Raw genomic sequence first — 25,067 nt, 5'->3', positions numbered from 1 at the left:
AACTTAAACATTAAATCTAAAGTGCATTATATCTCCATCAGCCACAACATATTCTTTACCTTGAACTGCTAACTTACCAGCTTCTTTAACCTTGGCCTCACTACCTAATGTTACAAAATCGTCATATTTCATTACTTCGGCACGAATAAATCCTTTTTCAAAATCTGTATGGATAACTCCAGCAGCTTGTGGTGCAGTATCCCCAATATTAATAGTCCAAGCTCTAACTTCTTTTTTACCAGCAGTAAAATATGTTTGCAAGTTCAATAATTTATAAGCAGCTCTAATCAATTTAGAAGCTCCAGCTTCTTCTAAGCCTAAATCTTCTAAGAACATTTGGCGTTCTTCGTAGGTTTCTAATTCAGTAATATCAGCTTCTGTACCAACGGCTAGAATGATTACTTCTGCATTTTCATCAGCAATAGCTTCTTTTACTTTATCTACATATGCATTTCCATCTTTAGCGGCACTTTCATCTACATTACACACATATAATACTGGTTTATCAGTAATAAATTGAAGTGATTGTATAAACTCAGTTTCTTTTTCATTTCGCTCAATCGATCTAATCGATTTACCACTTTCTAAAGTAGCTTTTATTTTATCTAAAACCACCAATTCAGCTTGAGCTTCTTTATTGCCAGTTTTAGCTGTACGCTTTACACGCTCTAATCTTTTTTCTACAGTTTCTAGATCCTTTAACTGTAATTCTATATCGATAGTTTCTTTATCTCTTATAGGATCTATAGAACCATCAACGTGTACTATATTATCATTATCAAAACAACGTAACACATGTATAATCGCATCAGTTTCACGAATATTTGCCAAGAATTGATTCCCAAGACCCTCACCTTTACTAGCACCTTTTACCAAACCAGCAATATCAACTATTTCTACAGTAGCTGGTAATACTTTTTCAGGATTTACCAATTCTTCCAATTTCTCTAAACGCTTATCTGGTACATTAACTACACCAATATTTGGTTCAATGGTACAAAAAGGAAAGTTTGCGCTTTGCGCTTTAGCATTTGATAAACAGTTAAATAAGGTTGATTTACCCACGTTTGGTAATCCTACAATTCCGGCTTTCATTAAGTATAATTTTTAGCGGTGCAAATATACTAGTTTGTTTTATATACTGAATTGATATCCTAATTAAAACTGTTAAAAAAAGAAGCAGTATATTCGTTTGTACTAATCAAAAATTAATTAATTCATGAGAAAATTTTACTTAATGGCAATTCTGTGTTTTTTAAGCTTTACTGTAGCTTCCGCACAGAACCAAATTTCAGGAAAAGTAATCGATTCAGACAATGCTCCTCTACCTGGAGCAAGTGTTGTCGAAAAAGGAACTACAAATGGAACTACTACTGATTTTGATGGAAATTATTCTTTAACAGTTGCAGACAATGCTGTACTAGTTATAAGTTTTGTTGGTTACCAAGCTCAAGAAGTAGTAATCAATGGAAGATCAGTTGTTAATATAACCCTAGCAAGCGGTGAACAACTAGATGAAGTTGTATTAGTTGGTTCACGTAGTCCGAGAAGAACTGCAACCGATACTCCAGTACCTGTCGATGTACTAGATGTAGCAGATTTATCTACAAAAACTGGTAAAGTTGAAGTAAATGATATTTTGCAATATGCCGCTCCTTCATTTAATGCTACTAAACAATCTGGGTCTGATGGTGCTGACCATATTGTACCTGCTTCACTTAGAGGGTTAGGTCCTGACCAAACTTTAGTTTTAATCAATGGTAAACGTAGGCATCAATCATCATTAGTCAATATTTTTGGCACTAGAGGTCGTGGTAACTCTGGTACGGATTTAAATGCAATTCCTGCTTCAGCAATAAAAAGAATAGAAGTATTACGTGATGGAGCATCGGCACAATATGGTTCTGATGCTATTGCTGGTGTTATCAATATTGTATTAAAAGATAAAACAGATACCTTTTCTGGAGGCATAACCTATGGTGCTTATAGTACAGCTATTGGAGATGGTTGGGCTGAAGCTACAGGTGAAACTTTGTTTAATGTAGAAGGAAAAAACAGGCTTGATGGAAAAGAAAAAAGTTTTGATGGAGCGACTGTTAAAGTAGATGCCAATTATGGTGTCTCATTAGGTGATAATGGTGGGTTCATAAATTTTACAACCGAGTTTTTATCTAAGCAAAATACGTTAAGGCCTGGATTTTCATGGCGAAAAGGTTATGGTAGTGCTGGAATTGATGGTTTCAATTTTATGATTAATGGATATTTACCAGTAAATGATAAAACTGAAGTATATGCTTTTGGTGGAAGAAATTTTAGAGATACTAATGCATATGCTTTTTCAAGAAGTAGCTTTGCGGATGGCGATAATAGATCAGTGCCAAGTTTATATCCAAATGGTTTCACTCCAAGAATAACTTCTAATATAACTGATGTATCAGTTTCTGCTGGTATAAGACATGAAATGAAAAACGACTGGAATGTAGATTTTAACAATACTTATGGAAAAAACAATTTTCATTATTTTATAAAAGGAAGTAATAATGCTTCTTTAAAAGATGCCTCTCCTACTGATTTCGATGCAGGTGGTCATTATCTATCTCAAAATACTACAGGTTTAGATTTTAACAAGTATTTTGAAGATGTATCCTCTGGTTTAAGTTTAGCATTTGGTATAGAATATAGAACAGAGCGTTTTGGAATTTTTGCTGGTGAAGAAGCTTCTTATGGTTTATATGATAATAATGGTATTTTCTTATCAAACCCAGCTGTACAAACACCCGCTACTGATTCTAATGGAGATGAGCTACCTGGAGGCTCACAGGGATTTCCTGGGTACAGTCCAGATAACGAAGTAGACAGAAGTAGGACTAATTATGGTATTTATTTTGATACAGAATTGAATATTAGTGAATCTTTTATGGTTGGTGGAGCTATTCGTTTTGAAGATTATAGTGATTTTGGTAGCACCTTTAATTTTAAACTAGCCAGTAGAATAAAAGTTAGTGATGCTCTTTCGTTAAGAGGTTCTATGTCGACAGGTTTTAGAGCTCCATCTTTAGCTCAACTGTATTATAATTTAATATTCAATAATATTGTTGCTGGTCAATCTGTACCTTCATTACTTTCAGCAAATAATAGTACAGTGACAAGAGCTTTTGGTATAGGTGACCTAAATGAAGAGAAGGCATTAAATGCAAGTATTGGTTTTACATTTAAAAAAGGAGGGTTTTCTGCTACCGTAGATGCCTATTCCATATCTGTAGACGATAGAATTATTTTGACAGATAATTTTACTGACCAAGCTATTTTAGGTCCTTTAAATGTAGATGCAGCGCAGTTTTTTGCCAATGGTGTAGACACAAAAACTACAGGTGTAGATATCGTTTTAGGTTATGAAACAAGTGTTGGAGATGAAGGAAAAGTTAAAGCTGGATTAGTTGGTAATTTCAATAACCTTAAAATAGAAAAGATCAATAATGGTGATTTAAATGAATTTACATTTTTTGGTCCTTTTTCTCAAGCTTATCTTGAAGCCGCTGCTCCAGACTATAAATTTGGTCTAAATTTAGGTTATTCTACCTCTAAATTTGATGCTGGTGTAACACTTACACAGTTTAGCGAAGTGATTTTGCAAGATTTTCAATGGGTTGATTCACCAGCTACTACACAAGCTGAAGCTGATGCATTATTTGCTGTAGCTACAGATACTTATGAAGCAATGATGACAGTTGATTTAAACCTAGGGTATCAATTATCTGATGCTATTAAATTAACGGTTGGGGCTAACAATCTTTTTAATAAATATCCATCCCCACAATTCGATGGGTGGACAGATCAAGGTGGTTTAGCTGACTCTGTTCAAATGGGGTCTGATGGTATGTATTTATTTAGTCGATTAACTTTTAGTTTTTAGTCTAGAGCCTTGAAAATATAAAACCGAGCATTTTGCTCGGTTTTATATTTTATACCATTTTAGCAACAATCTCTTTCATCATTTTGGCAGCTAAAAATGCTGTCGTATTTTGGAAGTCTCTATTGGGGTTGTATTCTACAATATCTGCACCTACAACTTCTGCATCTAGATTTTGAATTAGTTCTATAACTTGTCTAGATGATAAGCCTCCTGGTTCATGATGAGAAACTCCTGGTGCAAAAGCAGGATCAAAAGCATCCATATCTAGAGAGATGTATAAAGGATTCTCAAATTTTGGAATAGATGATATATCTAAACTTTTCATTTGATGAACTTCTACATTATATTTTTTTGCCTGCTCAGTTTGATGATCATTTAATGTTCTTATCCCTACTTGTACTAATCTTATAGCTAGTTTGTTTTTCATTATTCTAGCAAAAGGACATGCATGTGAATATTTATCTCCTTCATAATCGTCATACAAATCAGAATGTGCATCTATATGTAGGATATCTAATTTTGGATATTTTTTTTGATGAGCTTTAATTATAGGGTAAGTAATAGAGTGATCACCACCCAGAGTTAAAATTTTACTATTTAAATGGTTCTTGGTTATTTTTTCTATTTCAAAGTAATCAGAGATTTTAAAACCTCCTTTATCATTCACCATGTTTTCAATAGAAACTCCGCTTTCAGAAAATAGATTCATAGAACCAGAATACAACGCTTCCCTTATCATTGGTGGTGCTAATGCTGGCCCTTTCTGGTAAGATGATTTTTCATCAAATTGTATTCCTTGAATTATTATTTGACTCATTACTTATATTTGATATAAATATCCTTTAAAATATCGAATAAAAAAATCCCAAACTTTTAAAGTTTAGGATTCATATAATCATTACTTCTAGTATCAACTAGTCTTCAGGGTGCATAAATTGCTGCTTACCTAATAATTCTTCTTCTGTTTCTACATTATCTTCATCCGGTACACAACAATCAACAGGGCATACGGCTGCACACTGCGGTTCTTCATGGAATCCTTTACATTCAGTGCACTTATCTGGAACAATATAATAGATCTCATCAGAAACAGGCTCTTGCACTTCTTCTGCATCTACTTCATTTCCATTTGGCAAAACAACTTTTCCTGTTAAAGAAGTTCCGTCTTTATAACGCCAATCGTCTGCACCTTCATAAATAGCAGTATTTGGGCATTCTGGCTCACAAGCACCACAGTTTATACATTCATCTGTTATAATAATTGCCATAACTTAAATTCAATTAAATTTGCAGTCGCAAAGTTACGAAAACAAGAACGGAAAAAACGAATAAATGTTATCACAAAACAGAATCAATGCTTTTGTTGAACTTGGAAAATTTTTAAGTCAATTTTCAAGAGGAAAAATTGATCAAAAAGAAGACGTTTTATTGAATGATCTATTTTTTGATGCATTTAAACTACAAATAAAAAGAGCTCAAGAATTTAATGGCTGGTTTACAGAAGATAACATTTTATATGCTTTTGAATCCTGGTCTAAAGAATTAACAATAAGCAACTTAAATAATTGGATTTCTAAATATGATTTAAGCCCTAATACTAAGACAATTGCAGTTATCATGGCTGGTAATATCCCTTTGGTTGGGTTTCATGATTTTCTATCGGTATTGATTTCTGGTCACTCCATTATTGTCAAACAATCTTCTAACGACAAACATTTTCTTCCACTAATAACAAAGTATTTAGAACTTATAGAACCCGAATTAAAAGGTAAAATAGCATTTGCTGAAGAAAAACTAGAGAATTTTGATGCCGTAATAGCTACCGGAAGTAACAATACTGCCCGTTATTTTGAGTATTATTTTGGTAAACATTCTAATATCATTCGTAAGAATAGAAATAGTATAGCAGTATTAACTGGAAAGGAATCAGAAGAGGAATTGGTAGGATTAGGTGAAGACATTTTTCGCTATTTCGGATTAGGTTGTAGAAGTGTCTCTAAATTATTTGTGCCTAAAGGTTATGATTTTGATCAGTTATTTGGTGCTGTTTACGAATATAAAGACATTATCAATTATAAAAAATATGCTAATAATTACGATTATAACAAAGCTGTCTACTTAATGAGTGAATTCGATTTGTTAGAAAACGGATTCTTAATGTTAAAGGAAGATTCAAGCTACGCCTCACCTATTTCGAGTTTGTTCTACGAATATTATGATGACCTAGATTCTTTAAATATAAGGTTGAAGGAAGAAAAAGAACAAATTCAAAGTGTTGTTAGCAATAGTTTAGAAAATGCTGTTTCGTTTGGAAAAACACAACAGCCATCTATAACTGATTATGCTGATGGAGTGGACACGATGGAATTTTTATCTAACTTATAATATTCACCGTCAAGCTGAATTTATTTCAGCTTCTCATAAAACAATTAATTTATAGGATGTGATTATGAAACAAGTTCAGAATCACATAAAATTAATCTCCAAAATCAGTCTCTAGCTTTATATAATCTAAAAACTCTCTTTTAGTAGCATCATCTTTAAATTTACCACCAAACTCTGAAGTAACCGTACTACTTGCAATATCTCTAATTCCTCTAGAATTCACACATAAATGCTTTGCATCGATAACACAGGCTACATCTTCTGTACCTAAAGCTTGTTGTAATTCTTGAACAATCTGCATGGTTAAGCGTTCTTGTACTTGCGGTCGCTTTGCATAATAATCTACAATACGATTCATCTTAGATAAACCAATTACATTTCCATTAGAAATATAAGCTACATGAGCTCTACCAACTATAGGTAACAAATGATGCTCGCAGGTAGAATACACTGTAATATTCTTTTCTACCAGCATTTCACCATACTTATAGTTATTATCAAAAGTTGACGGCTTCGGTTTGTTTTTAGGGTTTAATCCGCCAAAAATTTCTTTAACAAACATCTTAGCGACACGCTTTGGTGTGCCTTTAAGGCTATCGTCTGTTAGATCCATCCCTAACTTATGAAGTATATGTGCCATATCTTCTTCAATGGCTTGTATCTTTTCTTCATCAGAAATATCAAATGCATCATCGCGTAAAGGCGTCTTTGCAGATGTAAATAAATGATCATCACCCATTTCTTCTACTGTACATTTACCATTCTTTCCTTCAAACATATGTCTATATTTTTTACAAAATTACGAATTCTTCACTGTTTGTAACAAAGTACTTAGATCATAAGTAGTTTGTTCACCAGAATTCATGTTTTTTAATGTATAATTTTTATTCTCTAATTCAGATTCGCCAACTAATACCACATACTCAATTTCGCGTTTATTAGCGTAGTTCATCTGCTTTTTTATCTTGACATTATCAGGATAAACCTCTGCTTTTATTTCGCTTTCGCGGAAGCTTTTTAGTGCTTCTAAACAATAGATAGATTCTTGTTCTCCAAAATTTAAAAACAACACCTTAGGTGTTGGCAATTCAACTGATTGTTTAAATAAATTTAATTCTTCAAGAACTAGATAAATTCTATCCAATCCAAAAGAAATACCAATACCACTCATATCTTTTAAACCAAAGATTCCCGTAAGGTCATCATAACGTCCACCACCGCCGATAGAACCTAATTTAACATCATTCGCAACAACTTCAAAAATTGCACCCGTATAATAGTTCAATCCACGAGCTAAGGTTACGTCTAATTGCAGGTTAGATAACGAAAGACCTAGTTTGGTTACATTTTCTATTACAAATTGTAAATCTTTAACACCTTGCAAACCTTCGTCGGAGGCAGAAAGGATGCCTTTCAATTGATCTAATTGTTCTTCACTACTACCAGATAAATTAAAAAGCGGTTTCATTTTGGCTATAGCACCTTCAGAAATACCTTTGGCCAACATTTCTTTAACAACGCCCTCCTCACCTATTTTATCTAATTTATCTAGAGCAACTGTAAAATCTATCAGTTTATCTTTGGCACCTATAATTTCGGCAATACCAGATAATATCTTTCTATTGTTTAGTTTAATAGTTGTAGCAATACCTAGATCAGAAAAGATAGCATCGTATAACTGAATAAATTCTACCTCTTGTAGAAGTGATTTACTACCAACCACATCTGCATCACATTGATAAAACTCTCTATAACGTCCTTTTTGAGGTCTATCAGCCCTCCAAACGGGTTGCATTTGGTAGCGCTTAAACGGAAATACCAAATCATTTTGATTCTGCACTACATAACGTGCAAAAGGTACTGTTAGGTCATAACGCAAAGCTTTTTCGGATATATAACTACTAATTTTATTTGAGTTTAAATTTTTAATCCATAATCCAAAAGCATTGAACGAAATATTCATTAACGTTTCATCATCTTCAAAATCTATTTCCACATTTTCAGAATATTTCTCATCTAATTCATGAAATCTATCTGAGTAGTTTTCAATAACTTTTATTCCAACATTGAAAAAATAATCATCAACAACATCTACATTTCTATCATCTAAGAAAAATGTATCAATTAAATACTTAAACGATATACTGTCCTCTTTAAACTCATTAATAAAATTCCCTAAATCTTCATATGATCCTTTAATTACTTTATTCTTTATTAACTTACTGAAAAACTTATAGTAGAATTTAGGTAACCTGTCGCTTAATTTCTCAAAGTAGTCTCCAGAGTTTAAAATCTTAAAAATCAATCGATCACCTTCTTCACCATATTTTCCCATAAGGGTAGAAGAATTTTCAAAACTTGGTGTTTCAATTGGTTGAAAACCAAATAACTCAAATTGCCTTTTAATCGTAGAAAATATATAATTACGTTTTGCAACTTCGGTAGGTGAAAAGTCTCTTGTTCCTTTTGGTATGCTTGGTTTTTGTGCCATCTCTAAAACTAAGCTGCAAATATCTGAAAATAATTTACGTTTCGCTTACTTTTTTAGAAGGTTTGAACCACTTAAATACTTTAAACATTAACCAAAGAACAACAACTACCAAAATAATAGCCAACACAGGTGCTACAAAAGCTAGTATAGACATAATGATTGAAGAACCTGTTTCAACAGTAGAAACCACAGGATTTGCAATACCACCTGTTGTTGCCGTAGAAGCTAATCGCGTTGTAGATGTAGATGTTTTTATAGCCGTGGCTGTACCACCACCTGCTATAATGGCTAACGACCAAGTCACTAATGGATCTAAACCCGCAGCTGTAGATAACATTACTGCTGTACCAGCAACGGCCGCCAAAGGAACAGCAATAGTATCTAGCGCATTATCTAACCAAGGTATTAGGTATCCAACAATCTCAACTACAGTCGCTATACCCAATGCAATCATAGCAGGTGTACCACCAACCCACTCCCAACTTTCATTAAGCGGAATGATATTATAATGGGATGCGATACTTAAAGCAAATAAGGGTACAAATACCCTAAAACCTACCGAAGCAGCAAGACCGATGCCTAAAAGAATACTAAATATTGTGGCTGAATCCATAGTTATGGCTAATTTAATAATTAATTCATTAGTCTATTGACCAAAACTATGCCAAAATTTTTATTGTAAAAAGCTGTAAAATCTAAATCATAGATTCTACAGCTTTTGCAAAAAGGGGATTATAACAAATACTACTTAATTCTTAATAAGCTTAACTGTTTTTTCTGCTCCTTGAGAAGAAATCTTTGCGAAATACAAGCCTTGTGCAAGAGAAGATGCATCAATTTCTGCAGTTAATGAATTTGGTTTAATTCTTTTTATCATTTTTCCTAAAATATTATAGATTACAACATCAGATAATACTTCAGATGATGAATTGAAGTTCCATTTATTATTTGATGGGTTTGGGTATACAGTAACTTCGGTAAAATCAAAATCAGCTATTCCCAAAACATTATTTATTGAAAAATAAATGTTATCTAGATGTATAATGCCCGGCCTAATAGTTAAAACATCTGTTTTCCATTGTAAAAATTCGCTGACATCAAAATTTTGACCAATAAAATGAGAAAGTGGTATACTAACGTTTGTCCATGTTTCTAAAACTATTGCTTCGTCTACCCCAACTTCGTATGTCGTTTCTACTTTTGCACCTGCATCAGTTCCACTAATTAGAAAAATTTTAAAATCTGTAGCGTTACTCGATGCCCAATAATCAAAATTTAAATATCCATATGGTGAGATATCTTCTTCAGCTACTCTACCTTGGCCAAAACCAGCTATTGATAAATCAACCTTAAATGCTCTATTTACAGCAGCAGTATCGTCTAAATCAGGTTCGTCTACAAGAGTCCCAAACTGATAATCATTACCCCAAATATTTGTAAAACCACCAGTATCACCATATACACTAAATACTTCTCCATCGGATGTTGTTGGTGTTGGAGCTGGTGTTGTAGGATCAGCTACTGGTACTATATTTTTAGCGCCCGCAATATCATCTATTAAATATGTATCACTACTACTGTTGTTAAAGTCAGTAAATATTACTACTAAATCATAGTTTCCTAACCCTGCACCAAAATCTAAGCTAATATTTTGCCAATTTGTACCCGTTGTAGTAAAAGGTAATTCAACAATTGGACCAGTTCCACCTTCAAATTTTAACAAATGACTACCACTACCTGTATCATTAATTGGTTTAATTCTAAAAGTAATAGTATTATTTGAATCATCAGATAGGTCTAAATTTGTGCCTAAATTTAATTGAGCTGTATCAAAATTAAGACCTCCACCAGCAATTGATCCTACTTCATTATTAGCATCTAAAGGATCAGTAGTGATGCTAAAGCTACAGTCGAAACAATTGAACGTATCTTCAGCTGTCGAAAAGTCGATAGGGAATTCAGCAGTAGGATCAGCAGGTGGTGGAACATTGGTTCCTCCTGCGATGTCATCGATTAAATACGTATCTATTGCTGAATTATTAAAATCTGGAAAAATAATCAGATTGCTATAATTCCCTAATCCTGAAGGAAAATCTATTGTAACTGTTTGCCAATCAGTACCAGTTGTAGTAAATGGAAGTTCTGTTATTGGCGTTCCGCCTTCAAACTTTAATAAATGTGAGCCACTGCCTGTTCCATTTACAGGTCGAATTCTAAACGTAATAGTATTATTACTATCATCAGACAAATCAATATTCTCCATTAAATTTAATGTCTGGGCTGTATCAAAATTACCTCCTCCTCCTACAATTTGTCCTACGGCATTACCAGCATCATCGGGGTCGGTTGTTATAGTGAAAGAACAGTCAAAACAAGTAAAATAGTATAAAGGGTCGGTAGATTCATCGAAATTGAATGGTAGTGATTGGGAATACCCAAATGTAACTAACATCAATAAAATAATTAATGAAGTAATTTTTTTTATCATAATCATTTGATTTAGTTAAAATTAAAGAACTACAATAACCGAACAATTATCTAGAATAAAGAAGAATGTACCTATACAAAAACCATACATTAGTTGATACGTAAATTTTATGAAAAAAGCAAAGGGGAAAATTCCCTTTTTTTGTACAGGATTTTTCCTGTATTTCGCATAAGCCCTTTTTTTATAAGGCTTCAGCTACTACATTTGTTGTATTAACGTTTGAATCCTAACCAAGTTTAAACCCTATGCAGTACAATAATAAAGAAAGAAAAAGTTTATTTAATAAAGATAGTCAATTCTGGGATCGGGTAGTTAAGGGTTTATTCATTTCTGGATTGAGTATCATACTTTTTGCAGTTCTCTTAAAATGGTTAGGATATTTTTAGGGTAGTAATAACTGAATTTCAGGAATTGCTAAACACTTAATGACTGTGAAAAAGGCATAAACCTCTTAAAATTTATTTTTTAGGAGGTTTTATGTTTTTTGTTTCTTCTTCTTTGCCGCAGGAAATAATACATTATTTAAAATCAATCGATACCCAGGTGAGTTTGGGTGTAAATCGAGTTCTGTTTTTGGATCGCCAACTCTGTGTGTATAATCTTCTGGGTCATGCCCTCCATAAAAAGTCCACATACCCTTACCTTTTACACCATGTATATATCTTGCTTCGCTATTGGCTTTATGCTCTCCCATCACCAATACATTCGATTTAACTGTACTGCGATCAAAACTTGTTGTTTGTCCCATAAAACCTTTTACTAATTGCGTATGGTTTTGTGTTAACATTGTTGGTACAGGATCCCATTTAGCTGAGTATTCTTGCAAAGAAAAGTAATCTTCGGTTCTAGGAATTCTTCTTTTGCGAGTCATATCTATAGATGAAAACTCATATTCTATAGGGCTACGAACTAATTCAAAATCTTTAAAGGCAAAGGTTTTAGAAAAATCTATTTTTTGCTGATATCCACTTTCTGAAGGATCACCATCGAACATGGACTCACATATATCTACACCGTCTGCTGCTAAAGCAATATCAAAACTATCAGTAGCAGAACACATTGCAAACATAAATCCACCACCAATAACATAATCTCTAATTCTTTTAGAAACAGCTAATTTAGCCTGCGAAACTTTAGAATACCCTAATTTTTTAGCTAAATTCTCCGCGTAACGTTTTCCTTCTATATACCAAGGTGCCGCTCTAAATGAGCCATAAAATTTACCATATTGACCCGTAAAATCTTCATGATGTAAATGCAACCATTCATATAATAATAATTTATCCTGCAGCACTTCTTCATCATAAACAATATCGTAAGGTATCTCGGCGTAATTTAACACCATGGTTACTGCATCATCCCAAGGCATCTTATCTTTTGGTGAATACACAGCTATTTTTGGTGCCTTTTCTAAAATAACTGCTTCCATATTTTTAGAAGGACTCTCTATCTCTTCTAAAATCTGCAATGCTTCTGTATCTGAAATAACTTCGTAAGAAACACCTCTAATAGTACATTCTTTACGGAAAATCTCTTGATCTTCTAGTAAAAAAGAGCCACCTCTATAATTTAGCAACCACTTAACATCAATGCCCTTCTCTAAAGAAAAATAGGTGATACCATATGCTTTTAGATGATTTTTTTGTGCTACTTCATCCATAGGAATCAGTATAAAAGATGCATAATTAACACCATACACAAATAAAAATACTATAACAAGAAACCTACGCATACAAATTATTTAAAATGGAACATCACCATCATCTGGTGAGCCAAAGACATCTTCGGCATTTGGTAAGGTATCGGTAGGTATTATATTCATTTTAGATTCAAACTCTGTTGCAAAAGCTTCTTCTAAGTCTGAGAATTGTGCTAAATGACCAGTAAACTTTAGTCTAATATTCTCTAAACCACCATTTCTATGCTTTGCAACTATAAATTCTGCTTGTCCTTCACAAGGAGTTCTTTCTTCGTCATCCCATTCAGTTTGACCATAATACTCTGGTCTAAATATAAAGGAAACAATATCAGCATCTTGTTCAATGGCTCCAGACTCACGTAAATCAGACAACAATGGGCGTTTACTACCGCCACGAGTTTCAACTGCACGAGATAACTGCGATAATGCAATAACAGGTATATTTAGTTCTTTAGCTAATGCTTTTAGGTTACGTGAAATAGTAGAAATTTCTTGCTCACGATTTCCTCCTCCTTTTGTTGCGGTACCAGCAGTCATTAATTGTAAATAATCAATTACAATGGCTTTAACATCATGTTGAGAAGCCAAACGTCTTGCTTTTGCACGTAAATCAAAAATTGATAATGATGGTGTATCATCTATAAAAATAGGTGCTTTCGATAAGTTCTTAACTTTTACATTTAATTGCTCCCATTCATGTGGCATTAGATCTCCTTTACGAAGCTTACCAGATGAAATTCCAGTTTCACTGGAGATCATCCTCGTAATTAATTGTACTGATGACATCTCAAGAGAGAAAATTGCAACAGGTATATCAAAATCGATAGCCATATTTTTTGCCATAGACATGACAAATGCCGTTTTACCCATACCAGGTCTTGCTGCCAAGATCACTAAATCAGAAGGTTGCCAACCAGATGTTAATGCATCTAACTTCGTAAAACCAGAAGGAATACCACTCATACCCTCTTTACCAGAAATTTCTTCTATCTTTTTTAATGCCTGAGATACTAATCCTTCCGCTGCTTCAGAACTTTTCTTTAAGTTTCCTTGAGTAACTTCAAATAGTTTAGTTTCAGCAGAATCTAATAAGTCAAAAACATCAGAGGTTTCATCGTAGGCTTCATCAATAATTTCGCTAGAAATAGAAATTAAACGTCTTTGAATATATTTTTGTAAAATAATACGTGCATGGAACTCTATATGAGCAGAAGAAGCTACTTTTTGTGTAAGATTAACCAAATAAAAATCGCCGCCAACTCCATCTAACTTACCATCTTTACGCAATTGATTAGAAACAGTTAATAAATCGATAGGTTCTGACGAATTGAACAACTTAAACATCGCATCAAAAATATCTTGGTGTGCTTGTTTGTAAAAAGCGTCTGCATGTAAAATATCGATCACATCATCAACTCCTTTTTTATCGATCATCATTGCACCCAACACAGCTTCCTCTAAATCAACTGCTTGAGGAGGGAGCTTACCCTTTTCAAGGTTGATTAGAGTTCCTTTTTTAATATTTTTAGTGCGAATTGGTTGTAAGTTTTCCATCACGCAAATGTAATTTTTTAAAGCTAATTTTTTCTCTAAGTTAGAACTTTATTTGTTGACAGATTCTGTTAACAAGTGAAAGTTTTGTTAATAAGTATATCAAAATTTAAACCAAAGATTATTTAGCTATTTTTGGATGATGAAGAAACAAAAAATATATAGAATTCTTACTTTATTTTTTTTAATTCAATTATTGTTTATTTCAATTATCTCAAGATTTCCAATAGCCGTAGAACACTATTATTCGAATGGCATTTACCAATGGGTTTCTAAGATTTTTAGAGTGATTCTCGGCTGGATTCCTTTCTCTATAGGAGATGTTTATTACTTCTTATTAGGTATTTTTCTTATAATTTCAATTTGTCAATTTTTTAAAGGTGGGTTAAAAAATTTGAAAAACAACTTTTTCAAATTAGGAGCTTTTGTCTCTATTATATATTTCTTATTCCATTTTTTATGGGGCATCAATTATCACCGTGATTCCTTATTTAATTCATTAAAACTTGAACAAAAAGAATATCTATTAGAGGATTTGATTGATCTGTCTAACGACCTCATTAAAAAAACAAAAGAAGTACACTATCAAATTACGCGTAATGATACATTAAAAGTGATAGTTAATGAATCTAAAGAAGAAATTTTCAATCAGGTACAAAGAGGTTATACTAACTTAAATAAAATTTATAATGGCTTTGATTACAACAACAAATCTTTAAAAAAATCATTATTTAGTTTACCATTAACTTATATGGGTTTTTCGGGTTATTTTAATCCCTTTTCAGGTGAAGCACAAGTTGACTATTTAGTGCCGAAGCCTAGCTTACCAATGATTACTAGTCATGAAGTTGCACATCAGTTAGGGTATGCATCAGAAAGTGAAGCAAACTTTATTGGTTTTTTAGCGGCAACTAAGAGTGATCAATTCTACTATCAATACTCTGGATATTTAACTGCTTTGCGCTATGCTGTAGCGGCAACTTATGGTAAAGATTCTATTATTGGTAAACAATTAATAGACAGTATTCCGTTAGGGATAAAAAAGAACATACGAGAATCTCAAGATTTTTGGAGATCATATCAAAACAAGGCAGAGCCCTTTTTTAAACTCTTTTATGATAATTACCTAAAAGCTAATCAACAACAAGATGGTATTAAAGGCTATAGCAACATGGTTGGTCTACTAGTGGCGTATAGAGAAAAGTATGGTTTTGAATAACTCTTAAAGAAATGTTAATTTTTAGAAATGATTAACTCTTACAGTTTATACTTTTATCTTTATAGAATAATTAACTTTCTTAATTCAAATATGAAAAAAACTAACTTTAATCTGTTATTTGGGTTAGCTTTTGTGTTCTTTCTTTTTCAATCGAATCATTTGATTTCACAAGAGTATTTCCCTAAAAACGATGGTGTAAAAACCAAAAACGAAAACTACACTGCTTTAACCAATGCAAAAATTTATGTCACCCCTACTCAAGTAATTGAAAATGGTACATTATTAATTAAAAATGGTAAAGTAGTAGCTACTGGTACTAATATCTCAATTCCTAAGAATGCCTTAATGGTTGACCTTAACGGGAAACATATCTATCCTTCATTTATAGATATTTATTCTGATTTCGGCATAGAAAAACCTAAACGTAAAAATGCCCAAGGGCAACGTCCACAGTATGATGCCAGTAGAAAAGGGTATTATTGGAATGATCATATCACTCCAGAAATCAATGCTACAGACAAACTAAAATTTGATAGCAAAAAAGCTAAAGAATTGGTGAAAGCTGGTTTTGGAGTTGTAAACACACATTTTCAAGACGGAATTATTAGAGGAACCGGAACTTTAGTGGCCTTGAATACTGATGTTGGGGACGATAAACGCATCCTTAGTGATAAGTCTGCTCAACACTTTTCATTTAATAAAGGTAATTCTTCAAGGCAATCATATCCTACATCCTTAATGGGTGCAATGGCATTAGTCCGTCAGGTGTATCATGATGCTAAATGGTATGCGAATGGTAATTCAGATTCAAAAGATAGATCTTTAGAAGCTTTCAACAAAAATAAAAACTTACCTCAAATTTTCGATGCAGGTAGTTTAGCAAATGATTTACGGGCAGATAAAATTGCTAACGAGTTTGGTGTAAATTATATTATAAAAGGTGGTGGCGATGAGTATGCTAGAATAGATGCCATAAAAAATACCAATGCCAGTTATATTTTACCAATTAATTTTCCTGCTGCATACGATGTTAGTGATCCTATAAATGCCGCTGTAGTAGAATTAAAAGATATGCGCCATTGGAATCAAGCACCTACAAATCCAAAGATATTATCTGAAAATGGAGTTCAATTTGCTATAACCAGTTCTGGTCTAAAAAAGATAACTGATTTTAATACTAACCTTAGTAATGCTATAAAACATGGCTTAACTAAAACAAAGGCTCTGGAAGCTTTAACTACTGTACCGGCACAACTATTAGGAAAAAGTAATACACTAGGTAGTTTAAAAAATGGTTCCGTTGCTAATTTCTTAATTACTTCTGGTGATATTTTTGATAAAAAATCTACCTTATATGAAAACTGGATACAGGGTTATAAAAATGTAATTAATGACATGTCTGTTAAAGATATTCGAGGTGAATATGACCTTTCTGTTGCTGGAAATTCTTATAAGTTAAATATCGGAGGTGATATTTCTAAACCTAAGATTACTTTAAAAAAGGATTCAACGAAAGTTTCAAGTAAGATTACATATAAAGGAGGATGGGTTAACATCTTTTTTGCTCCTAAAAACGAAAAAGCTACAGAATTTATTCGATTGAATGCTGTTGTAACAGATTCAGATAATCTCGCAGGTAGAGGCACATTAACTAATGGTAACGCAACCTCATGGTCAGCTATTAAAAAAACTGGTGATAAGAAAGATGAAGCTAAAAAGGAAGCTAAAGAAGATGATACTCCAATAGTATTACCTGTATCTTATCCCAACACGGCCTATGGATTCAACGAAAAGGCAAAGGCAGAAACAATTTTATTTAAAAACGCAACTGTTTGGACTAATGAATCTGATGGTATCTTAGAAGGTACAGATGTACTTATTCAAAATGGAAAAATAAGTCAAGTCGGTAAAAACCTTTCGGGAAATGGAGCTAGAGAAATAGATGCAACTGGTAAACATTTAACTGCAGGTATTGTCGATGAACATTCTCATATAGCAACAGCTGCTGTTAATGAAGCTGGGCATAATTCTACAGCTGAAGTAACTATTGAAGATGTAGTTAATGATAATGATATCAACATATTTAGAAACTTGTCTGGAGGTGTAACCTCAATTCAAATATTGCATGGTTCTGCTAATCCAATTGGTGGAAGATCTGCAGTAATTAAGCTTAAATGGGGCGAAACAGCTGATAAATTAATAAATCCGAACGCTGATCCTTTCATTAAGTTTGCTTTAGGTGAAAATGTAAAGCAAAGTAATTGGGGCAATAATGTAAATATTCGTTTCCCTCAAACCAGAATGGGTGTTGAGCAAGTTTACACTGATTATTTTCAAAGAGCAAAAGAATACGATAATACTTGGAAAGCGTATAATAAATTGTCTAGCAAAGTTAAAGCTAGAACCAAAGCACCTCGTAAGGATATAGAATTAGAAGTATTAGCTCAAATCTTAAATAAAGAGCGTTTTATATCCTGCCACTCATATGTGCAAAGCGAAATCAATATGCTTATGAAAGTTGCTGAAAAATTCAACTTTAACATTAATACATTCACTCATATTCTCGAAGGTTATAAAGTTGCAGATAAAATGCAAAAACATGGTGTTGCAGGTTCTACCTTTTCAGATTGGTGGGCATATAAGTATGAAGTAAATGACGCTATTCCGTTTAACGCAGCAATTATGCATAAGGCAGGTGTTTTAACTGCCATTAATTCAGATGATAGAGAGATGTCTAGAAGATTAAATCAAGAAGCTGCCAAAACAGTAAAATATGGTGGCGTTTCTGAAGAAGATGCTTGGAAGTTTGTAACTCTTAACCCTGCGAAAATGTTGCACATTGATGATAGAGTTGGTAGTGTAAAAGTGGGCAAAGATGCAGATTTAGTACTCTGGTCGGGGCATCCAATGTCTATTTATACCAAAGCAGAAAAAACGATGATCGAAGGTACTATCTATTATGATCTGGAGAAACTTCCAGAAATGGACAAGGCAATCAAAAAGGAACGTAACCAACTTATTAATATGATGTTGAAGGCAAAAAACAAGGGTATGAAAACACAGACTCCTAAAACTAAGAAAAAGGAAGCTTTACATTGTGACACTCTAATCTATCAACAATAAAAATTTATAGACATGAAAAATTTAATAAAAATATTATTCGTTTCGGTATTGTTGGTGAGTTCTTTAAGTTTTGCACAACAAACACCAGCACCAAAACAAAGTGAATCTATATTGATTACAGGCGTTACAGCACATATCGGCAATGGCCAAGTTCTAGAAAATGCTGCAATTGGTTTTGATAATGGCAAGATAACTTATGTTGGGAGCGCTAGTAGTGCTACTGCAAGTAACTTTTCAACAGTTATAGATGCATCGGGTAAGCATGTATATCCTGGATTTATAGCTACAAATACCTCACTAGGACTAGCAGAAATTGGTGCAGTAAGAGCTACTAGAGACTTTGACGAAGTGGGAAGTTTAATTCCACACATAAGAAGTTTAATAGCATATAATGCTGAATCTAAAATTGTTGAAAGCATGCGCCCAAATGGTGTGTTGATTGCTCAAATTGCGCCCAGAGGCGGTAGAATATCTGGTACATCTTCTATTGTACAATTAGATGCTTGGAATTGGGAAGATGCTGTCTTAAAAGTTGATGACGGTATTCATATCAATTGGCCAGGAGTATTTCAACGAGGACGTTGGTGGCTAGGTGAAGATCCAGCATTTAAGCCGAGTAAAAACTACAAAAAACAAGTAGATGAGATTGCAAATTTCTTTACTAACGCCAAGGCATATTTAAACCAAGGGCAAAAAGAGAAAAATCTACCATACGAAGCCGTTAAAGGTCTTCTAGACGGAAGTCAAAAATTATACATTCATGCTTCTAGAGAAAAAGCTATTGTAGATGCTGTAAATTGGGCGAGAAATGCAGGTATTAACAATTTAGTTTTGGTGCATGCCGATGAAGCTGGGTTAGTATCAGATTTACTAAAACAGCTTAATATTCCTGTTTTAGTTCCTCGTCCTCATCGTTTACCATGGGCAGAAGATCATGATGCTTTAGGTACTTTTAAATTGGCAAAACAATTAACAGATAAAGGTTTAACTGTTGCCATTGAAATGGAAGGTCAAATGGATCGTATGAATACTCGTAATTTACCTTTCTATGCAGGTACTTATGCTGCTCATGGTATGGATAAAGAAAAAGCTGTACAAATGATAACCTTAAATGCTGCGAAAATTTTAGGGATTGATGATATTGCCGGTAGTTTAGAAGTTGGCAAAGACGCTACCTTATTTATTTCTAAAGGAGATGCATTAGATATGCGAACGAATATTATTGATAAAGCATTCATCCAAGGGCGTGATATTAGTTTAGAAACACATCAAACCAAACTACATAAACGCTATATGGAAAAATATAGTAGTAAATAAAATTTTCTTTAATGAATTATATAAGCTCCCTTCTCGGGAGCTTTTTATATTTTTGACAAATTTTCGGGGTGTATAAAGAAATAACAAGCATACAAAACCAATTAGTAAAAGATATTCTGCAGCTGCAAGAAAAATCGAGAGTACGTAAAAAATTGGGCTTGTTTGTAGTTGAAGGACAGCGAGAAATAAAATTAGCTATAAAAAGAGGCTATACATTAGAATCATTATTGTTTTGTGCCGAAATCATTGATGAAGAAGAGTTCAAAGCATTCAATATTCTTCCTTCAAAAATTACAAAAATTAGTAAAGATGTTTATAGAAAATTAGCTCGTAGAGATTCTACCGAAGGTCTTTTAGCTATTTTTAAAAGTAAAGAACATTCACTTTCATCTATAAAATTTGAAAAGAGTAATCCTTTAGTATTAGTAGCTGAAGCCCCTGAAAAACCAGGTAATATTGGTGCATTATTGCGCACAGCTGATGCTGCTAATTTAGATGCTGTATTGATTGCAAATCCTAAAACAGATATTTACAATCCTAATATCATTCGTTCAAGTGTAGGATGCCTTTTTACGAATCAAATTGCTACTGGGACAAGCGAAGAAATTATTTCCTTTTTAAAGGAAAATAATATTAATATCTATTGTGCAGCATTAACGGCTTCGAAAGAATATCAGACAGTAGATTATTCTAAAGCAAGCGCCATAATAGTAGGCACAGAAGCTACTGGGTTAAGTGATGAATGGTTAGAGAATAGCGACCAAAATATTATTATACCTATGCAAGGTGAAATTGATTCTATGAATGTATCTGTTTCGGCAGGAATTTTGATCTTTGAAGCTAAAAGGCAACGTAATTTTAGTTGATTTATGAAAGTACGATTTTTAGCAATTTTATTAGTTACAGCTTTTTTTGCTAGCTGTGGTAGTACAAAGAATACTAAAACATCTTTAGTAAGGAATAAATTAGAAGCTCAATTTAAAATTTATGAGGGTACCAAGTATAAATACGGAGGTACCGATAAAAGAGGTTTCGATTGTTCTGGTTATGTAAATAAAGTTTATAGGGATGCATTAAATATTCAATTACCAAGAACTACTAAAGAAATCGCCAAACAAGGTAAAAAGGTTAAAAAAAGTAGCTTAAAAATTGGTGATCTAGTATTCTTTAGACCCACATCTAAATATAGACATGTTGGTATCTATATGGGTAATGATCAATTTATGCATAGCTCTACATCTAAAGGAGTAATTAAATCTAGTTTAAATAATAAATATTGGAAACGTAAGTATCGTTTCTCTAAAAGAATACTTAAAAACAAGTAAATGACAGCAGAAATTTTATTTGGAGTAATTATAACGATACTAGTTGTTAATTTTTTAGTTAACAAATACTTAGATATTATAAATGCAAAGCATTTCGATGATGAAATACCAAATGAATTAAAAGATGTCTATGATGAAGAACGTTATCAAAAATCGCAACAATATAAAAAGGAAAGCTTTAAGTTTTCAATGCTAATTTCAATAGTATCATTTATAGCTACCATTGCTTTTTTCTATTTAGATGGATTTGCGTTTGTGGATAATTTAGCTAGAAGTTTCAGTTCAAACGAAATTGTAATTACGCTGATTTTCTTTGGTATCATAATGTTGGCAAGTGATATTTTAACCACTCCTCTATCCTATTATCAGACTTTTGTAATCGAAGAAAAATATGGCTTCAATAAATCAACTAAAAAGCTATTCTTTTTAGATAAGTTAAAAGGTTGGTTACTAACTATCATTCTTGGTGGGGGTATACTAGCACTAATAGTTTGGTTTTATCAAATCACTGGTAAAAATTTCTGGATATATACTTGGATATTTATAGCTGCATTTTCAATATTTATGATGTTATTTTATTCAACCTTAATAGTTCCGTTATTCAATAAGCAAACACCTTTAGAAGAAGGCGAATTAAAAGCTAAATTAGAAGATTTTGCTACTAAAGCTGGTTTTAATCTTGATAAAATATTTGTGATCGATGGTTCTAAACGTTCATCTAGAGCTAATGCCTATTTTACAGGTTTTGGTTCAAAAAAGAGGATTGTTTTGTATGATACTTTGATAAATGATCTTGAACCAGACGAAATTGTTGCTGTATTAGCTCACGAAGTTGGCCATTACAAGAAGAAACATGTAATTTTTAATATGATTGTTTCTATTTTAACCACAGGATTTACTTTATATATTCTATCCTTATTTATCGGCAATCAATTACTAGCTGATGCTTTAGGCGTTGACAAACCTAGCTTTCATATTAGTCTTATTGCATTTGGCGTGCTCTACACTCCTATTTCTGAATTGACTGGAATAATAATGAATTATATTTCAAGAAAATTTGAATACCAGGCAGATGACTATGCCAAGAAGCACCATAATGCTTCGTCTTTAATTTCTTCATTAAAAAAATTATCAACTAATAATTTGAGCAATTTAACTCCTCACAAAAGTTATGTTTTTGCTCATTATTCACATCCAACACTTCTACAAAGAGTTCAAAATTTATCCCGTTAAAATAGCTTGTGCAGTATAAATCTTTGTACTACTTTTAATCTATGGCTTATGTTGCAACATTAGAAGAAGAGAAAAAAGAGATAGCCAAGCGCTATAAAGATATGTTAAGCGAAACTTATCAAACCTTATCTCCAAAAGATAAGAAAATGATTCGCAAGGCATTTGATATAGCTGCCGATGCCCATAAAGAACAAAGAAGAAAAACTGGTGAACCATACATTTATCACCCAATAGCTGTAGCTAAATTAGTTGCAAACGAAATTGGTCTTGGGGCTATTTCCATAGCTTCTGCCCTTCTTCATGATGTTGTTGAAGATTCTAATGATTATACTTTCGAAGATATTGAGCAATTATTTGGCGAAACCATAGCTAGGATTGTTAATGGTTTAACTAAAATTTCTCATTTAAGTAAAGATCAAAACATATCAGTACAAGCAGAAAATTTTAGAAAAATGCTGCTTACGTTGAATGATGACGTGAGGGTTATTTTAATAAAAATAGCAGATAGATTGCACAATATGCAAACTATGGATGCTATGCCACAGCCAAAACAAATAAAGATTTCTTCCGAAACTTTATACATCTATGCTCCTCTTGCGCATCGTTTAGGGTTGTATAATATAAAAACTGAATTGGAAGATCTGGGTTTAAAGTATACTGAACCAGAAGTTTATAACGATATAAAAACTAAAATTCAAGAAAGTAAAGAGGAACAAAATAAATACATCGAAGAGTTTGCCAATATTATTAAAGATTCGTTAGATAAAGAAAAGTTAGAATATTCGATTAAAGGAAGACCAAAATCTATTTACTCTATTCGCAAAAAAATGTTGGTTCAAAATGTATCCTTTGACGAAGTTTATGACAAATTTGCTATTCGAATTATTTACAAGTCAACCGAAAAACGTGAAAAATTTGATGCTTGGAAAATATATTCTATCGTAACAGATCACTTTAGACCTAATCCAAACAGGTTACGTGATTGGATTTCGCAGCCAAAATCTACAGGATACGAATCTTTACATATTACAGTAATGGGCAGTAAAGGTCGCTGGGTAGAAGTACAGATTAGATCTGAGCGTATGGATGAAATAGCTGAGAAAGGCTATGCAGCACATTTTAGGTATAAGCATTCAAATGAAAAAGAATCTGGGTTAGAAGTATGGCTAAATAGATTAAAAGAAACACTTGAAAACCCAGATGTAAATGCTGTAGATTTTGTTGAGCAGTTCAAACTAAATTTATATGCCAAAGAAATTTATGTCTTTACACCAAAAGGAGATATTAAATCACTCCCAAAAGGTGCTACATCTATAGATTTTGCATTCGCCATTCATACCGAAGTTGGTATGCGCTGCAGAGGAGCAAGAGTAAATGGAAAGCTTGTGTCATTAAGCTATGAATTAAAAAGTGGTGACCAAGTAGAAGTTATTACATCTAATTCGCAAAAGCCTAAATTAAGCTGGCTAGATATAGCCAAAACTGCTAGAGCAAAATCTAAAATAAAATCTGCATTAAAAGATGAGCAAAAGCAAATAGCTGCCGAAGGGAAAGAGATCTTAGAACGAAAATTACGTCATCTAAAAATTCAGTTGAATGAGAAGACCATCAACGAGATGGTAAATTATTTTAAACTAAAAACAAGTTTAGATTTATTTTATCGGGTTGGTAATGGTTCTATAGAAAATCAACAATTAAAAAATTATGTAGCTCAAAGAAGTAATGCAATTTATAGCTTCTTTAAAAATAGATTACGACGCCCATCACCAAATAATATAGACACCTCTTTTCAAGAAGTTACCAATAAATACGATCTATTGGTTTTCGGTAAAGAAGAAGATAAATTAGATTATAAATTTGCGAATTGTTGCAACCCTATTCCTGGTGATAAAGTATTTGGTTTTGTTACCGTTAATGATGGCATAAAAGTGCATAAGCAAAATTGCCCAAATGCTATAAGTTTACAATCTCAGTTCGCATATAGGATTATGCCTGCAAAATGGATTGATTCTTCACAACAAGAATATAAGGTAACACTAAAAATTACTGGTTTAGACAATATGGGGTTAGTTAATGAAGTAACTAAGGTTATCTCTAATAGTATGAATGTTAATATACATAGTATCAATATTGCTGGTAATGATGGTATTTTTGAAGGCAAAATCGCTATTAGTGTAAAAAATAATACACAGCTAAAAAAATTAGTTGCCCGTCTTAAAAATATAGAGGGTATAGATAAGGTTCAGCGATTAAATTAATTTGTTTACAAGTTGTTAATCTTTTTAGGTCTTCTGCCCATAAATATTTCAATTAAAATGTAAAT

The 25,067-nt window shown here is 32.8% G+C and carries 18 protein-coding genes; 9 read left to right on the top strand and 9 right to left on the bottom strand.

The features are described from left to right. Nucleotides 1-3 precede the first annotated feature (3 nt). Nucleotides 4-1,095 carry a redox-regulated ATPase YchF gene (gene ychF, locus AC3IF2_RS05095; RefSeq protein ID WP_489165989.1) on the bottom strand — a complete coding sequence of 364 codons (1,092 nt, stop codon included), beginning with the start codon at nucleotides 1,093-1,095 and terminating at the stop codon, nucleotides 4-6. A gap of 124 nt (nucleotides 1,096-1,219) precedes the next feature. Here ychF and AC3IF2_RS05090 point away from each other — a divergent pair, with 124 nt between their 5' ends. Continuing rightward, nucleotides 1,220-3,913, top strand: coding sequence for a TonB-dependent receptor (locus AC3IF2_RS05090; RefSeq protein ID WP_489165988.1), 2,694 nt, complete (start codon nucleotides 1,220-1,222; stop codon nucleotides 3,911-3,913). Between the two features lie 49 nt (nucleotides 3,914-3,962). Here the strand turns inward: AC3IF2_RS05090 and speB are convergent, their stop codons facing one another. Continuing rightward, nucleotides 3,963-4,730 carry an agmatinase gene (speB, locus tag AC3IF2_RS05085; protein ID WP_489165987.1) on the bottom strand — a complete coding sequence of 256 codons (768 nt, stop codon included), beginning with the start codon at nucleotides 4,728-4,730 and terminating at the stop codon, nucleotides 3,963-3,965. A gap of 97 nt (nucleotides 4,731-4,827) precedes the next feature. Beyond that, entirely contained in the window at nucleotides 4,828-5,181 is a 354-nt protein-coding gene (locus AC3IF2_RS05080; RefSeq protein WP_489165986.1) for a 4Fe-4S dicluster domain-containing protein, read from the bottom strand. A 64-nt stretch (nucleotides 5,182-5,245) separates the two neighbouring features. Here AC3IF2_RS05080 and AC3IF2_RS05075 point away from each other — a divergent pair, with 64 nt between their 5' ends. Further along, on the top strand, nucleotides 5,246-6,298 hold the full coding sequence (locus AC3IF2_RS05075; protein WP_489165985.1) for an acyl-CoA reductase: 1,053 nt from the start codon (nucleotides 5,246-5,248) through the stop codon (nucleotides 6,296-6,298). 91 nt (nucleotides 6,299-6,389) lie between these two features. Here AC3IF2_RS05075 and folE read toward each other — a convergent pair whose 3' ends face one another. The 6 genes from folE to dnaB form a co-directional block, all read right to left on the bottom strand. Next, a complete protein-coding gene (folE, locus tag AC3IF2_RS05070; protein WP_489166904.1) occupies nucleotides 6,390-7,037 on the bottom strand; it encodes a GTP cyclohydrolase I FolE in 648 nt (215 codons plus the stop codon). A 60-nt stretch (nucleotides 7,038-7,097) separates the two neighbouring features. Beyond that, the gene (gene hisS, locus AC3IF2_RS05065; protein WP_489165984.1) at nucleotides 7,098-8,789 is read right to left on the bottom strand and encodes a histidine--tRNA ligase; all 1,692 of its coding nucleotides are present in this window, start codon (nucleotides 8,787-8,789) and stop codon (nucleotides 7,098-7,100) included. A gap of 34 nt (nucleotides 8,790-8,823) precedes the next feature. Beyond that, nucleotides 8,824-9,402 carry a DUF4126 domain-containing protein gene (locus AC3IF2_RS05060; protein ID WP_489165983.1) on the bottom strand — a complete coding sequence of 193 codons (579 nt, stop codon included), beginning with the start codon at nucleotides 9,400-9,402 and terminating at the stop codon, nucleotides 8,824-8,826. Between the two features lie 135 nt (nucleotides 9,403-9,537). Next, nucleotides 9,538-11,277: a T9SS type A sorting domain-containing protein gene (locus AC3IF2_RS05055; RefSeq protein WP_489165982.1), complete on the bottom strand. Its 1,740-nt coding sequence runs from the start codon at nucleotides 11,275-11,277 to the stop codon at nucleotides 9,538-9,540. A gap of 475 nt (nucleotides 11,278-11,752) precedes the next feature. Next, nucleotides 11,753-13,009 carry an asparagine synthetase B gene (locus AC3IF2_RS05050; protein ID WP_489165981.1) on the bottom strand — a complete coding sequence of 419 codons (1,257 nt, stop codon included), beginning with the start codon at nucleotides 13,007-13,009 and terminating at the stop codon, nucleotides 11,753-11,755. A 9-nt stretch (nucleotides 13,010-13,018) separates the two neighbouring features. Next, nucleotides 13,019-14,530 carry a replicative DNA helicase gene (gene dnaB / locus AC3IF2_RS05045; protein ID WP_489165980.1) on the bottom strand — a complete coding sequence of 504 codons (1,512 nt, stop codon included), beginning with the start codon at nucleotides 14,528-14,530 and terminating at the stop codon, nucleotides 13,019-13,021. A gap of 136 nt (nucleotides 14,531-14,666) precedes the next feature. On the opposite strand from dnaB, the gene AC3IF2_RS05040 reads away from it, so the two are divergent. The 7 genes from AC3IF2_RS05040 (at nucleotide 14,667) to AC3IF2_RS05010 (ending at nucleotide 25,002) form a co-directional block, all read left to right on the top strand. Continuing rightward, entirely contained in the window at nucleotides 14,667-15,746 is a 1,080-nt protein-coding gene (locus AC3IF2_RS05040) for a DUF3810 domain-containing protein (RefSeq protein WP_489165979.1), read from the top strand. Between the two features lie 90 nt (nucleotides 15,747-15,836). Next, entirely contained in the window at nucleotides 15,837-18,869 is a 3,033-nt protein-coding gene (locus AC3IF2_RS05035) for an amidohydrolase family protein (protein WP_489165978.1), read from the top strand. A 12-nt stretch (nucleotides 18,870-18,881) separates the two neighbouring features. Next, nucleotides 18,882-20,186, top strand: a complete 1,305-nt coding sequence (locus AC3IF2_RS05030; RefSeq protein ID WP_489165977.1) for an amidohydrolase family protein — start codon at nucleotides 18,882-18,884, stop codon at nucleotides 20,184-20,186. 68 nt (nucleotides 20,187-20,254) lie between these two features. Beyond that, nucleotides 20,255-21,052 (top strand): TrmH family RNA methyltransferase, encoded by a 798-nt coding sequence (locus AC3IF2_RS05025; protein ID WP_489165976.1) that lies wholly within the window; start codon nucleotides 20,255-20,257, stop codon nucleotides 21,050-21,052. A 3-nt stretch (nucleotides 21,053-21,055) separates the two neighbouring features. Next, nucleotides 21,056-21,511: a C40 family peptidase gene (locus tag AC3IF2_RS05020; protein ID WP_489165975.1), complete on the top strand. Its 456-nt coding sequence runs from the start codon at nucleotides 21,056-21,058 to the stop codon at nucleotides 21,509-21,511. After that, nucleotides 21,512-22,744 carry a M48 family metallopeptidase gene (locus tag AC3IF2_RS05015; RefSeq protein WP_489165974.1) on the top strand — a complete coding sequence of 411 codons (1,233 nt, stop codon included), beginning with the start codon at nucleotides 21,512-21,514 and terminating at the stop codon, nucleotides 22,742-22,744. 41 nt (nucleotides 22,745-22,785) lie between these two features. Then, nucleotides 22,786-25,002 carry a RelA/SpoT family protein gene (locus AC3IF2_RS05010; RefSeq protein WP_489165973.1) on the top strand — a complete coding sequence of 739 codons (2,217 nt, stop codon included), beginning with the start codon at nucleotides 22,786-22,788 and terminating at the stop codon, nucleotides 25,000-25,002. Nucleotides 25,003-25,067 lie beyond the last annotated feature (65 nt).

The sequence above is a fragment of the Maritimimonas rapanae genome, from assembly GCF_057837205.1.
The sequence above is the reverse complement of the archived record's forward strand: the minus strand, read 5'-3'. Positions and strand labels throughout refer to the sequence as shown.

Coding starts and splice junctions, on each gene's coding strand:
- AC3IF2_RS05090 (WP_489165988.1), top strand. CDS start 1,220: ATGAGAAAATTTTACTTAATGGCAATTCTGTGTTTTTTAAGCTTTACT.
- AC3IF2_RS05035 (WP_489165978.1), top strand. CDS start 15,837: ATGAAAAAAACTAACTTTAATCTGTTATTTGGGTTAGCTTTTGTGTTC.
- AC3IF2_RS05060 (WP_489165983.1), bottom strand. CDS start 9,402: ATGGATTCAGCCACAATATTTAGTATTCTTTTAGGCATCGGTCTTGCT.
- AC3IF2_RS05015 (WP_489165974.1), top strand. CDS start 21,512: ATGACAGCAGAAATTTTATTTGGAGTAATTATAACGATACTAGTTGTT.
- AC3IF2_RS05020 (WP_489165975.1), top strand. CDS start 21,056: ATGAAAGTACGATTTTTAGCAATTTTATTAGTTACAGCTTTTTTTGCT.
- AC3IF2_RS05010 (WP_489165973.1), top strand. CDS start 22,786: ATGGCTTATGTTGCAACATTAGAAGAAGAGAAAAAAGAGATAGCCAAG.
- AC3IF2_RS05050 (WP_489165981.1), bottom strand. CDS start 13,009: ATGCGTAGGTTTCTTGTTATAGTATTTTTATTTGTGTATGGTGTTAAT.
- folE (WP_489166904.1), bottom strand. CDS start 7,037: ATGGGTGATGATCATTTATTTACATCTGCAAAGACGCCTTTACGCGAT.
- AC3IF2_RS05055 (WP_489165982.1), bottom strand. CDS start 11,277: ATGATAAAAAAAATTACTTCATTAATTATTTTATTGATGTTAGTTACA.
- AC3IF2_RS05080 (WP_489165986.1), bottom strand. CDS start 5,181: ATGGCAATTATTATAACAGATGAATGTATAAACTGTGGTGCTTGTGAG.
- speB (WP_489165987.1), bottom strand. CDS start 4,730: ATGAGTCAAATAATAATTCAAGGAATACAATTTGATGAAAAATCATCT.
- ychF (WP_489165989.1), bottom strand. CDS start 1,095: ATGAAAGCCGGAATTGTAGGATTACCAAACGTGGGTAAATCAACCTTA.
- AC3IF2_RS05030 (WP_489165977.1), top strand. CDS start 18,882: ATGAAAAATTTAATAAAAATATTATTCGTTTCGGTATTGTTGGTGAGT.
- AC3IF2_RS05075 (WP_489165985.1), top strand. CDS start 5,246: ATGTTATCACAAAACAGAATCAATGCTTTTGTTGAACTTGGAAAATTT.
- hisS (WP_489165984.1), bottom strand. CDS start 8,789: ATGGCACAAAAACCAAGCATACCAAAAGGAACAAGAGACTTTTCACCT.
- AC3IF2_RS05040 (WP_489165979.1), top strand. CDS start 14,667: ATGATGAAGAAACAAAAAATATATAGAATTCTTACTTTATTTTTTTTA.
- dnaB (WP_489165980.1), bottom strand. CDS start 14,530: ATGGAAAACTTACAACCAATTCGCACTAAAAATATTAAAAAAGGAACT.